This is a genomic window from Alloscardovia venturai (assembly GCF_042676605.1).
Classification (GTDB): Bacteria; Actinomycetota; Actinomycetes; order Actinomycetales; family Bifidobacteriaceae; genus Alloscardovia; species Alloscardovia venturai.
Genome location: NZ_JBHTHQ010000013.1, coordinates 26,862 through 39,177 on the forward strand (window position 1 = coordinate 26,862; position 12,316 = coordinate 39,177).

The window sequence follows — 12,316 nt, forward strand, 5'->3', positions numbered from 1 at the left end:
GTATGTAGCAGAAACTACACAGAGAGCGAACTTTCTAGCGATGTCAGTAAACTAGGCACCAGAACCATTCGCAACAGAAAGCGTAAAGATAATGGCAGAAGCACAAGCAAATATCGGCGTAGTAGGTCTCGCAGTTATGGGTTCAAACCTTGCTCGAAACCTTGCTCATCATGGCAATACCGTAGCGGTATTTAACCGCTCGTATGGTCGTACCGAAACTTTGATGAAGGAGCACGGCGATGAGGGTACATTCATTCCTGCAAAGACTATAGAAGAGTTCGTTGCAAGCCTTGCCAAGCCACGCACTGCCATCATCATGGTTAAGGCTGGCGAGCCGACTGACGCTATGATTAACGCTTTAGCGGATGCTATGGAGCCGGGCGACATTATCGTCGACGGCGGTAACGCATACTTCCCAGACACGATTCGTCGTGAAAAGGCTATCCGCGCTCGTGGTCTTCATTTTGTGGGCTGTGGCATCTCCGGCGGTGAGGAAGGTGCTTTGAATGGTCCATCCATGATGCCTGGTGGTACAGATGAGTCGTGGAAGACCCTTGGTCCTATCCTCAAGTCCATCGCCGCCGTCGCTGAAGGTGAGCCATGCGTTACCCACATCGGGCACGATGGTGCGGGGCATTTCGTCAAGATGGTGCACAACGGTATCGAGTACGCGGATATGCAGCTCATTGGTGAGTCTTATGACTTGCTTCGCCGCGGTCTGGGCATGTCTGCCGAGGAAATTGCAAATACTTTCGAAGAGTGGAATAAGGGTGACCTTGACTCTTACCTTGTAGAGATCACATCCGAAGTCTTGCATCAGAAAGATGCTAAAACCGGTAAACCTCTCGTGGATGTCATTGTAGATCATGCTGGTATGAAGGGTACGGGTACATGGACCGTTCAGACTGCACTTTCTCTTGCAACTCCGGTAACGGGCATCGCAGAAGCTGTGTTTGCTCGTGGACTTTCTTCCATGGCAGCTCAGCGTGAAGAGGTAAAGTCTAAGCCACTCGCAGGTCCTAATGGCAAGATTGAAGTCGAAGACAAGGCTGCGTTCGTAGAGTCTGTGCGTCAGGCTCTCTACGCTTCCAAGATTGTGGCTTACGCACAGGGCTTTGACGAGATTCGTGCGGGTGCAGCCCAGTATGATTGGAACATCGACTTGGGCGCAGTCGCACGGATCTGGCGTGGGGGCTGCATCATTCGCGCGAAGTTCCTTAACCGCATTTCTGACGCATATGATTCAGGTGCGAAGTTCGAATCTCTCCTTCAGGCGGACTATTTCAAGGCTGCTGTAGAGAATGCGCAGGATGCATGGCGTGAAGTTGTAGCAACAGCTGCAAAGGCTGGCATCCCAGTTCCTGCCTTCTCCTCGTCATTGTCGTACTACGATGGTTTGCGCTCTGACCGTCTCCCAGCGGCGCTTATCCAGGGTCAGCGTGACTATTTTGGTGCGCATACGTATGGTCGTGTTGATATGCCAGGTACTTTCCACACGCTGTGGAGTGAAGAAGATCGTCTAGAGATTGAAGCATAAGGTTATCTCATAGCTTTGCAAAGCCGCGATTACTGAGCATGTACTTGGTAGTCGCGGCTTTCCTATGAACCATTAACTATGGGTACAGATAGACGAGGGTAGCAGAAAGAGCGGTGGCGAGCGTGAGCAAGAATATACAGGAAGTCCAGAACTTCACATTTGGACCTCGACCAGAACGTGAGTCCAAGCATGCCATGTGGGTTGCATCTCTTGTGGCATGGTTTGGTGTCATCGTGACGAACATCGGGAATGTGACCGACATATACCCACGTGAGTCAGGTGGCTGGCCAGGGCTATATGGTAAATCTGTTCATGGTTGGGCAGGTGCGCCGCAGCGGTTCATAGAAGGAATCAGCTATTTCACTATGATTTCTAACATCATGGTAGCAGTTGTTTTCATGATGATTGCACTCAGTCCTCGTAAGACGAAGTGGCGCTCAGCAATGCTTGACACCACAATGATGATGATCACAGTAACGTCTATCGTCTTTTTGACAGCAATTCTCCCATTCTTGCATTTGAGCGGTTTAGCTCTCTTGACGTCTCCGTGGCAGCATGTGGTGACACCACTAACTGCTTGGATTGTGTGGGCGTTGTGGGGACCGCGCGATTTCTTTAACGGTGCTCAGGGTCTGGGCGAAGTGTGCCTCTGCCTCCTACGAACGGCGATTATCCCTGCTGCATGGTCCGTATGGATGCTCATTTATGGGGCATTTACGCACTTGTATCCTTATGGTTTCGTCAACGTCAATAGCATTGGATACAGGGGAGTAGCAGTGTCTCTGGTAGTAGTACTGCTCTTTGGCTTTGCTCTTGAGCTTGTATTCTGGGCGATAGATAATCAGATTATGAAACGCATGCGGTAACCTCACTCTAACTCACGCACCGGAGCAATGGCATCAATCGCTGCAAGCTCGTCCTCACTGAAGTGAGTATTTTTAACTGCCTGTGCGCAGTCAAGCACTTGCTCCGGTTTAGAAGCGCCGATAAGAACGCTAGAGATGGAGCCGTCTATACCGTCGCGCAAAATCCACGACAAAGCCATCTGCGCTAAGGACTGGCCACGGTCTTGAGCGAGGGCATTGAGCTGCATAATTTGCTCATGGCGGCTCTTCACGTCCTCCTCATGGAGGAACCGCGGATCGTGACCTACGCGGCTATCAGTCGGGATTCCGTCAAGGTAACGATTGGTGAGTAGACCTTGCGCGAGTGGGGAGAAAGTAATAAGACCGATTCCGGCTTTTTGAGCGGCATCCTTGAGTCCAAGAGGTTTCTCGTCATTGCTATCGCGAGGTCCGTCAAGCTCAATGTGACGGTCGAAAATGTTATAGCGCACTTGATTGATAACTATGGGAACATGCAATTCGCGCAGAATTTCAACAGCTCGTAAGGTAGTTTCGTAGTCATAATTCGAGATACCAGCGTAGAGTGCCTTCCCTGACTGGACTGCGCTCGCAAGCGCTCCCATAGTTTCCTCTAGCGGTGTATCGTCGTCCATGCGGTGACTGTAGAAGATGTCTACGTAGTCAAGACCAAGTCGGCTTAGAGACTGGTCGAGACTTGCCAACAGATACTTACGTGATCCACCGTCACCATAAGGACCGGGCCACATGTCGTAGCCAGCTTTTGTCGTGATGAGAAGTTCGTCGCGGTAAGGTTTCAAATCTTGCTTGAGTACACGCCCAAAATTGCGCTCAGCAGCACCATACTCAGGTCCATAATTATTTGCGATATCAAACTGAGTGATACCTGCGTCAAATGCTGTGCGGCATATCGCTCGCATAGTGTCAAAACAAGCGTTGTCGCCAAAGTTGTGCCACAATCCTAAGGAGACTTGGGGCATTGCGAGTCCGGAACGACCGCATCGTGAATATGGCATGCGACCGTCATAGCGATTATCGTCGGCGATATATCGAGGTGTGATATCCATAAGCTTAAGTGTACTCACTGACGCCAAACAATAAATATGCAGAGATATCAGGCATGTTTATTTTCGCTGGGTTAAACGGTTTCGCTGCATGAATAGTCGTAGTGGAGCATATAGCTTGACGCTGCCTGCACTTCTTCGAGCTACAACTACGATGACAGTTTCACGCCAAATTCGATGCTGCTGCCTTGTCTACCATCCACAAAGTCTCTTCTGCACCCATAGCAAAGGATGACGGCACGTGATGATTATTCATCTCGTACATAGCTCGACCAATTGCCTCGGATTTGCGCTCGCCGGAAGCAAACACCCACACAAAATCAGTCTGACGGATAAATGGCACGCTCAGCGTTACGCGTAGTGGTGGTAGCTTTGGTGAATGTGCCACGCCAAGTACTTTGAGTTCGGGATCGGTCACATATATCTGCTTATGACCTGGGAAAAGAGAAGCGAAGTGCCCGTCAGGGCCGACACCAAAGAGTGCAAGGTCGAGATGACCGTTCTTCCCTAATTCACGTTCAAGTTCAGCTTGATACTCGCGAGAAGCTATCTCAAGAATGTCTTCATTTTCAGCATCCGTGGCATGCGCAACTTCTTCGGCAGAACGCTTTTCTGCTGGCATCTCGTGGATATTTTCCTCAGGAAGCTTCCCAGAGTCCACGAGATTGTCAAGCCATGCTTCTCGCGCCTGCAATGCGTTGCGATCTTTGTCATGAGCAGGGACGAAACGTTCATCTCCCCACCAGAAATGTACGCGAGAGAAATCTACTGCACGCGCGAGTGGAGAGTTATTCGCATCTGTAAGGACTTCGATACCGTCTCCGCCACCCGTGAGAGCCACGTCTACACGTTCTTGAGCAGTAAGCAAGTCAGAAATGCGTAAGAGCAAACGTGCTCCCACAGTTTGAATGAGAAGTTCTTCAGTGTCGTACACCATGATATTACGCATGTTTTAACCCTATCGTTTCGGCAGTACGAAGCTTACTTGTCCCAGTGAGAGTGATCGACGAGATCCCAGCCTTGCGTGAGAACGGTATTGTAGATTTCGTCCGGCTCGAGACGGCGAAGTTCTTCCGTCATGCAGTCACCTAATGTGCGATGAGGGACGGAGACCTTTTGCTCAGGCTGTCCAGGTTTCGTCAGATAAATATTGATATCTTCATCACCGCGGCGTTCAATGGATGCTTCGCCATCTTCGCGGAAGAAGTGTACACCTGCGACGCCGCGCATGCTGTTATCAATCTCTATGCGCACTGGCACCTTCATAGCCCACGCGAGCCAAGAAGCGAGCAAATCCACAGAAAGATGATGGTCATTACCCGTGACTGTGATGGACTTAATGGCAGCATGAGGCGGTTCGTCAATCATGGCAGCCAAGAGTCCTCGCCAAATAGTTAAACGTGTCCATGCGAGGTCAGTGTCTTGACGAGTGTGATGCTTACGTAGCTGCAAGAACTTCTCTATAGGGTCGTCATTCTTCTGAGCATCGGTGATGCGGCTACGCGCCATGGAACCAAGCAAAGTGTTTGCTGGGGAGTCAGGAACATTACTACTCCACCATGCGACAACTGGAGCATCTGGAATGAGTAGTGGGATAACCAATGTATCTAAGTGACGCTGAAGACCTCCTGCAGGACGCAATACAATCACTTCGCCTGCACCGCCATCAGACCCTAAACGCAACTCTGCATCGAGTGGTGCTACGGTGCCGACCGCAGTAATAGGAAGTTCGTCGAAGGAAGGAACTTCTTTCCCGTCATTTACCACAGCAATGATGCGACTTGGGTGTTCATGGCTTGCATAAATAGCGTCAACAAGAACGGAGTTGAGCTCGTCTTCTCCAGCGCTGATGAGTAGCGTCATCACGCGTCCTTGAGAAACCTCGCCACGTTCTGCGTGAAGTTTTGCTAGTTCGGATGAAATCTCCTGTGTCGTACTGTGAGGCAATGTAACGATCATAGTAAAATCTTTTCCCTAAAATGCTCTAAGAGTGCGGATATGAATTCTCTTATCACCTATGGCAAGCGCCATGAGCGACCATCGTGAGCGAGTATTTCGTCTGCTTGTTTTGGCCCCCATGTACCGGAGCGGTAGCCTTCAGGCTGTGGCTGAGTAGCCCAGAACTCTTCGATAGGGTCCAAGATTTCCCAGCTAAGTTCCACTTCGCGAGTTGTTGGGAAGAGAGGAGGTTCACCAAGGAGTACATCCAAAATCAAGCGTTCGTAAGCCTCAGGGGACTGTTCAGTAAATGCATTGCCGTAGTTGAAGTCCATGTTTACGTCGCGCACTTCCATAGCTGTACCTGGAACCTTGGAACCAAAGCGCATTGTAATGCCTTCGTCTGGCTGCACACGAATAACGATTGCATTGCTGCCAAGCTCCGCAGTTGCTGTATCCTCGAATGGAAGGTGTGGAGCGTGCTTGAAGACGATAGCAATTTCAGTAACGCGCTTGCCGAGACGCTTACCAGCACGTAAGTAGAACGGTACGCCTGCCCAACGTCGAGTATCAATGTCAAGACGAATAGCTGCGTAGGTTTCTGTCTTATCGTCAGGCTCGATTCCTTGCTCTTCCAAGAATCCTTTTACCTTTTCCGAGCCCTGCCAGCCTTCGGTATATTGACCGCGAGCAGTATGAGCCCCAAGATCTTCTGGGAGGCGTACGGCAGAGAGCACCTTAATCTTCTCAGCAATTAAGTCTTTAGCAGAGAATGATACGGGCTCTTCCATAGCTGTGAGCGCCATGAGTTGGAGCAGATGGTTCTGAATAATATCGCGTGCAGTACCGATTCCGGAGAAGTAACCAGCACGAGTGCCGATACCGATGTCTTCAGCCATTGTGATTTGCACATGATCGACATAGTTAGAGTTCCAAACAGGTTCAAACATCATGTTTGCAAAGCGTAATGCGAGAAGATTCTGCACCGTTTCCTTGCCGAGGTAATGGTCGATGCGGAATACAGACTGTGGGTCGAAGACTTCAGAAACTACGCGGTCGAGCTCTTGGGCGCTCTTCAAATCGTGGCCAAAAGGCTTCTCAATGATGACTCGACGCCATGCACCATCTTCAGACTTCGCCAGACCCGAGTCTGCCAATTGACGAGAAACCATAGGGAAATCGCGTGGGGGAATGGACATATAGAATGCGTGGTTACCCTGGGTACCGCGTACATCGTCAAGCTCAGAAACTGTCTGCGAGAGTGCCTTGAACGAATCTTCATTATCAAATGTGCCCTGCACAAAGCGGATGCCGCCCTTGAGATACTCCCATGTCGCTTCATTGAAAGGAGTACGGGCGTGAGCGATGATGTTCTCTTTAATGAAGTTTGCAAAATCTTCGTGACTCCACGCTCGGCGTCCAAAGCCGACAAGACCAAAACCAGCAGGAAGAAGACCGCGGTTTGCCAAGTCGTAAACGGCAGGAATAAGTTTCTTCTTACTTAAATCGCCAGTCACACCAAAAATGACAAGGGAGCACGGTCCAGCGATACGAGGGAGACGCATATCGCGAGGGTCACGCAATGGATTGGTCCAGTTGTCAGTCATGAAAACTCCAATGGTATAAAATTAACTTCTTCTAGTTTACCGAGAGTTTTTCAAAAGTTTGAGTATGCAGGAAAACTATGCAATACGTGAAACTCTGACGAAATCTGCTTGTGCGCGGCTGAGATTGAAAGTACCAGATGATGTGGTAACTGTGATAGTATCTGCGCAAAGCGATACCACAGTAATGATGCTATCGACCATGGCATCATGCGACTGAAGAAGCTGAAGGAGGGCAGTATCGTCATCGTTGACACGCGCGAGCATAACGCTCTGACCGACGGGAACGAGGTTAAGATTTATCGTATCAAACTGCGGAATAGTGCCGGCTCTGTCAGGTATAGGGTCTCCATGAGGATCCCGGTCGGGGAAGCCCAACCGTTCCTCCATACGATTAATCATGAAATTGCTTGCAGCATGTTCAAGTGACTCTGCTTCTTCATGAACTTCGTCCCAGTTATAGCCGAGCTCACGCACGAGATACGTTTCGATGATACGGTGCCGGCGAAGCATACGAATTGCTTGAATTTCGCCTTCTGTCGTCAGTTGAATACCGCCATAGGGAGCGTGCGTGACGAGACCTACATCAGCGAGGCGAGAGATGGCGCCAGAAACGGTAGAAGTACGCATGCCAGTTTCTCTCGCTAAGTCAGACGTACTGATAACGCACGGAGATGATGGTGTCTCAGGAGCGTGATGCCACTCATGTAGTTTCCAGATAGCTTTAACATAGTCTTGCGCGCTCGCGGAGAGGTGAAGAGAGTCTCCTTGTAAGTCCAGTGTTAAGCGAGAAGCAGTCATAGTGTCATTTTATTGTGTGCGCGGTCTATAGTATTTTTTCTACAACATTTCAAAGCTGTCCCACTGATCTGTGTGCGGTATTGAGCGGATTCCTGAGGAGAAGATAGAAATTGTCGCTCCGGCAAGAATGAAGACGATGAAAAGTATGATACTTACCATCCAACTGGTGTGAGCGAGAAGCCACCCGGCAACGGCGCCGCCAAACATAGCAAGTAATCCTCCGGGACCGCCGATGGCGCTTTGGACTCGACCTTGCATATTTTCTGGAGTCTTCGTATATGTGAAGCCGAGAAGCATAGCATGCATGAGAGGGAAGGGGAGCCCAAGCAAGAAGTTGGACACTAAAATGACCCAGAAGTTATCAGTGAAAATTAACGGAACGAGCACTAAGGCCATGATGAAGAAACTGATAATAATCGTGAACCCGCCATGCACTTTTGGGGTAAGAGCTGTCGAGATTATGGAACCGAGGAGTATGCCAAGCATCAGTGCGGTGCTGAGGAAACCAATCTGGACTGCACTGACACCGCGTGAAACGAGATGAAGCTCGATGAGATACCCTTCACCAACGAGTCCGAAATTCATAATCATAGCCACAATGCATGTGGACACGATTGTTTTCTTCTGATACGCCCATTTCCACCCAGTGACAAATTCTTTAATAAAGCTATCTTGTTTCGTGCCCTCTGGACGAGGCAGCTGCGGAATAAGTATGCTTGCAATAAGACCGACTATATTAACAAGTACAGTTCCTAAGAATGGCAACCAATGCGCGAATGCGTAAAGAACACCGCCAAATGGGCTTGAAGCCATTTCAACGACAGAATCGCGACTCTCATTCACGCTATTAGCTTGCGGGAAATCTTCTGTACTCACGATAGACAGCAACATGGCGTTTGACGCGGGACTGATTACGGTGCTCATCAGGGTGTAAATGCACACGGCAATGACGAGCACAGGCAGAGTGAGCGCATGGATGATGAGGAGCACAGATATAAATCCCCATATAATAATCGCCGAACTTGCTTGAAGAATCATAAGCTTGCGACGGTCACGCCTATCTACGACAGTTCCGCCGAAGAAGTAGGCAATTTGACCGATGATTTCAGATGCGGTGACGGCCCATCCTGATGCTTGTACATCTTGTGTAAGAGCAAATGCTACTAAGGGGAATGAGAAGCTCCATAAAGCGCCGCCGATGGCTAGTGAGGTGTCAGCAGTAAACCAACGTCTGTAAATACTAGTTTTATAGAAAGGTACTTTATCGGTCATAATGTTTTTATCCTGTGAAAGATTCTCCTATCGCATTTCCGTCGATTCCCATTGTGACGATCGAGGCATAGAGCGCAACTCGGGGCTAAAGATATATACAAAAAGACTTACCACCATAAAAGCGTAGAATACAGCGATACATATGTTCCAACTTATGGCTTTCAGAAGAATCCCGGCAATTCCAGGAGCTAGAGAGGACAATGCCATAGAAGGAAGGCTTACCACGGTAGTGACACGTCCTTGTAAATTTTGCGGTGTCTTTGCGTAGATGAATCCCATAATGAGTGCGTTAAAGAGTGGCCATGGCAGGCAACTGATAGCAAACATAATCATGATAACGAAATAATTATCAGTGAAAATCAGCGGCACATGTATGACAGCCATCATAGCCATCACGGCGATACAGGTAATGCCTGCGTGAAGCTTATGCGACAACTTAGTAGAGATAAATGCGCCGATGACCATTGCGATACCCCACGCGGCATTAATGTATCCGATGCGCTGTGAACTTACGCCGCTCGAGACTAAATGCAATTGTGCTGCTTCATCGATGCCTACAAATCCCAAATCCATCAATGCAAACGCCAACATAGCCCGTACAAGCGTACGCTTGGAGAGCGTCCATTTCCAACCATCAATGAAGTCGCGCATAGCAGTAGACCCAGTACTCCGCGCCTGCTTTGCGCGTATATCCTCCTGCTCGCGTCCGGGGATAAAAAGCGTTGCCACAAAAGCAAACACATACGAAATTACTGAAGCAAGAAATGGCAACCACTGTGCTATCGCGTAGAGGACACCGCCTACTGGTCCAGAAACCATACTGATAGCAGCATCTCGTCCTTCCGTCTCACTGCGTGCTTTTGGGTAGTCGTCTGCGGAAATAATGGAACGCAAATACGCGTGACCAGAACTCGACGTCACGCCTGAGATAAGCATATGGATAACGGCTGCCGCGAGCAGCGTCCACCCATCAAGATGATGGTTAAGGAGTAAGACGATGACAACACTCCAAATGATTGAGCTTGCTCCTGCAAAGGTAAGCATAAGCTTGCGGCGATTATGGCGATCTACCACCGTTCCGCCGAAAATTGACATTACGGTGTAGACGATAGAAGAGATTGCAGTGATCCAACCCGCGATAGAGACGTCCTGGGTTACAGAGAACGCGACCAACGGCAACGCAAAAACGCGCAAAGAGTAGCCAGCTGATGTGCCACTATCAGCTATGAACCATGAGCGGTAAGCACGAGTTTTGAGTGACGAGCCGGCTGTCATAATTACCCTAATTCTTCTGTATATGTCTCTTTCTTCCTAGAGCATACAATGGCAGGTATGACGTGGAATGGTTGGGAACTCACGGAGCGGACGCGCGCTTTAGAAGCGCTGCATGATGAGCAGTGGAAAATGCTAGGCTTTGGCGAAACAAACGACGAAACAAGCGACGGTACAAGTACAAGTAGCAGTGAGGGTGATAGCGAGAATTTCATTAAGCGACATTGTGAAATTGTGGCGCGCATCGCACTCATCATTGCACACAATTCGCGCTATCAACTCTCGCTGCAGGAGCGTGAACTTCTCGTGGAAGGCGCGCTGGCACATGATATTGGCACATATAAAGTGCTGGATGCAGTGCGTTTTTCTTCGGGGAAGGAGCCGATTTTTAGACGCGGTGAGTATATCAAGCATGGAATCTACGGCTACTCGCTTTTGCTGAGTAAAGGTTTCGATGGCAGTATCGCACAGTTTGCGCGTAATCATACGGGAGTGGGTCTCACAAAAGAGGATTGTGTAAGGCAGAACCTCCCTCTCATACCTACAAATTATGTACCGCAAAATTCGTTGCAAGAAATCGTACTTCTTGCGGATAAGTTTCATACTAAATCGTTGCCGCCTCAGTTTGTGAGCACAGGCATGGCTCGGCATCGGTGTGAAAAATTTGGTGAAGAAAATATCGCGCGCTGGGATAAACTTGTGGCGACATGGAGCGTCCCCACTGCTGAGCAGCTAGAGGCGCTTGCTCGTGAGTATTCAATGGGTGTTATGAAGATATGAAGAAAAGTATCCTTGCTCTTGCATTCGGAGCGTTTGCGCTTGGTGCTGCTGAATTTGTGATGATGGGTGTGCTTCCACAAGCTGCGCGTGACACCGCGGTAAGCATTCCTACTGCGGGACATTACGTGTCAGCATATGCGATTGGCGTGTGTTTTGGCGCGCTGATTCTCATCTTTGGGCGGCGTATAAACCCAAAGAAATTACTGCTTTTCTTCATGGTGCTTGTACTCATGGGTAATGCTATGGCGGCGGTTTCAACGAACTTTACGTTGCTACTCATTGCTCGCTTTATCTCGGGATTGCCACATGGTGCTTATTTTGGCACGGCGACAATCGTGGCAAAAGTACTTGCTGACAAAGGTTCTGAGGGAAAATCTGTATCTCAGATGGTCGCAGGTCAGACCGTAGCAAATATGGTAGGTGTACCGCTGGGGACGTGGATGGGGTCTGCAATGAGCTGGCGCTACGCATTCGCTGCGTTGGGTGCGTGGGCTGTGCTGACTATGGTTCTCATCTGGCTGTGGGTGCCTAAGGTCGCATCTATCAAAGATGCCGGTCTTGCGGGGCAGTTCAAATTCTTGGGTTCTATCAAACCGTGGTTCGTTATTCTCGCGGTGTATGTGGGAAACTCTGGAATATTCTGCTGGTGGAGCTATGTGTCGCCGTGGCTGCAAAAGACCGGAGGATATGCTGTCAGCGTCATACCGCTCCTCATAGCTCTCGCAGGTTTTGGCATGGTTGTGGGCGGTCTCGTGGGCGGACGAGTAAGCGATAGAATCGCGCCGGGCATTACTGCTGGTATAGGGCAAATGATTGCAGCCATCGCCATGCTTCTCATCTTCCTCGACCCAGGATCACAGCCGACCGCGGCTATTCTGACTTTCATCTGCGCGTTTGGCATGTTCTTCCTGTCGTCTCCTCAGCAGCTTCTTATGGTTCAGCTCGGCGAAGGCGGTGGCGAAATGCTTGCTGCTGCGATGGTGCAAATAGCTTTTAACGCGGGTAACTCAACGGGCTCTATTGTAGGTGGTATCGCGCTCAACCAGCATCACATGGATTATCACTTCACTGCTTTGTATGGAGTACCGCTCACTATGGTGGCGGTTGTGCTTTTGATTGCCTTTTATGTGCTCTATGAGCGTCGCGAACGCTTCACACAGGAAATGTCTGCATAGGTGCTATGCC

The 12,316-nt window shown here is 49.6% G+C and carries 11 protein-coding genes; 4 read left to right on the plus strand and 7 right to left on the minus strand.

Going from position 1 to position 12,316, the window contains the following annotated elements:
- The first annotated feature begins 91 nt into the window (after positions 1–91).
- Positions 92–1,537 (plus strand): NADP-dependent phosphogluconate dehydrogenase, encoded by a 1,446-nt coding sequence (gndA, locus tag ACFQY8_RS02695; RefSeq protein ID WP_377938357.1) that lies wholly within the window; start codon positions 92–94, stop codon positions 1,535–1,537.
- Positions 1,538–1,659: 122 nt separating this feature from the next.
- Positions 1,660–2,403: a Pr6Pr family membrane protein gene (locus tag ACFQY8_RS02700; RefSeq protein WP_377938358.1), complete on the plus strand. Its 744-nt coding sequence runs from the start codon at positions 1,660–1,662 to the stop codon at positions 2,401–2,403.
- 2 nt (positions 2,404–2,405) lie between these two features.
- Here the strand turns inward: ACFQY8_RS02700 and ACFQY8_RS02705 are convergent, their stop codons facing one another.
- The 7 genes from ACFQY8_RS02705 to ACFQY8_RS02735 all read right to left on the minus strand — a co-directional run bounded on the left by ACFQY8_RS02705 (position 2,406) and on the right by ACFQY8_RS02735 (position 10,354).
- Positions 2,406–3,467 carry an aldo/keto reductase gene (locus tag ACFQY8_RS02705; RefSeq protein ID WP_377938359.1) on the minus strand — a complete coding sequence of 354 codons (1,062 nt, stop codon included), beginning with the start codon at positions 3,465–3,467 and terminating at the stop codon, positions 2,406–2,408.
- 160 nt (positions 3,468–3,627) lie between these two features.
- Positions 3,628–4,413 carry a 6-phosphogluconolactonase gene (pgl, locus tag ACFQY8_RS02710; protein WP_377938360.1) on the minus strand — a complete coding sequence of 262 codons (786 nt, stop codon included), beginning with the start codon at positions 4,411–4,413 and terminating at the stop codon, positions 3,628–3,630.
- 32 nt (positions 4,414–4,445) lie between these two features.
- On the minus strand, positions 4,446–5,423 hold the full coding sequence (locus tag ACFQY8_RS02715; RefSeq protein WP_377938362.1) for a glucose-6-phosphate dehydrogenase assembly protein OpcA: 978 nt from the start codon (positions 5,421–5,423) through the stop codon (positions 4,446–4,448).
- A gap of 56 nt (positions 5,424–5,479) precedes the next feature.
- The gene (zwf, locus tag ACFQY8_RS02720; RefSeq protein ID WP_377938364.1) at positions 5,480–7,009 is read right to left on the minus strand and encodes a glucose-6-phosphate dehydrogenase; all 1,530 of its coding nucleotides are present in this window, start codon (positions 7,007–7,009) and stop codon (positions 5,480–5,482) included.
- Positions 7,010–7,084: 75 nt separating this feature from the next.
- On the minus strand, positions 7,085–7,807 hold the full coding sequence (locus ACFQY8_RS02725; RefSeq protein WP_377938366.1) for a metal-dependent transcriptional regulator: 723 nt from the start codon (positions 7,805–7,807) through the stop codon (positions 7,085–7,087).
- 39 nt (positions 7,808–7,846) lie between these two features.
- On the minus strand, positions 7,847–9,079 hold the full coding sequence (locus ACFQY8_RS02730) for an MFS transporter (protein ID WP_377938368.1): 1,233 nt from the start codon (positions 9,077–9,079) through the stop codon (positions 7,847–7,849).
- A 27-nt stretch (positions 9,080–9,106) separates the two neighbouring features.
- A complete protein-coding gene (locus ACFQY8_RS02735) occupies positions 9,107–10,354 on the minus strand; it encodes an MFS transporter (protein WP_377938370.1) in 1,248 nt (415 codons plus the stop codon).
- A gap of 57 nt (positions 10,355–10,411) precedes the next feature.
- Between ACFQY8_RS02735 and ACFQY8_RS02740 the strand changes: the two genes are divergently transcribed.
- On the plus strand, positions 10,412–11,131 hold the full coding sequence (locus ACFQY8_RS02740; protein ID WP_377938372.1) for an HD domain-containing protein: 720 nt from the start codon (positions 10,412–10,414) through the stop codon (positions 11,129–11,131).
- The gene (locus ACFQY8_RS02745; RefSeq protein WP_377938374.1) at positions 11,128–12,306 is read left to right on the plus strand and encodes an MFS transporter; all 1,179 of its coding nucleotides are present in this window, start codon (positions 11,128–11,130) and stop codon (positions 12,304–12,306) included. Before ACFQY8_RS02740 ends, ACFQY8_RS02745 begins: the two co-directional genes overlap by 4 nt.
- Positions 12,307–12,316: the final 10 nt, after the last annotated feature.

Excerpts from the sequence above, each read along its gene's own strand:
- ACFQY8_RS02730 (WP_377938368.1), bottom strand. The coding sequence starts at position 9,079 with ATGACCGATAAAGTACCTTTCTATAAAACTAGTATTTACAGACGTTGG.
- ACFQY8_RS02705 (WP_377938359.1), bottom strand. The coding sequence starts at position 3,467 with ATGGATATCACACCTCGATATATCGCCGACGATAATCGCTATGACGGT.
- ACFQY8_RS02735 (WP_377938370.1), bottom strand. The coding sequence starts at position 10,354 with ATGACAGCCGGCTCGTCACTCAAAACTCGTGCTTACCGCTCATGGTTC.
- ACFQY8_RS02715 (WP_377938362.1), bottom strand. The coding sequence starts at position 5,423 with ATGATCGTTACATTGCCTCACAGTACGACACAGGAGATTTCATCCGAA.
- ACFQY8_RS02725 (WP_377938366.1), bottom strand. The coding sequence starts at position 7,807 with ATGACTGCTTCTCGCTTAACACTGGACTTACAAGGAGACTCTCTTCAC.
- ACFQY8_RS02740 (WP_377938372.1), top strand. The coding sequence starts at position 10,412 with ATGACGTGGAATGGTTGGGAACTCACGGAGCGGACGCGCGCTTTAGAA.
- ACFQY8_RS02745 (WP_377938374.1), top strand. The coding sequence starts at position 11,128 with ATGAAGAAAAGTATCCTTGCTCTTGCATTCGGAGCGTTTGCGCTTGGT.
- pgl (WP_377938360.1), bottom strand. The coding sequence starts at position 4,413 with ATGCGTAATATCATGGTGTACGACACTGAAGAACTTCTCATTCAAACT.
- gndA (WP_377938357.1), top strand. The coding sequence starts at position 92 with ATGGCAGAAGCACAAGCAAATATCGGCGTAGTAGGTCTCGCAGTTATG.
- zwf (WP_377938364.1), bottom strand. The coding sequence starts at position 7,009 with ATGACTGACAACTGGACCAATCCATTGCGTGACCCTCGCGATATGCGT.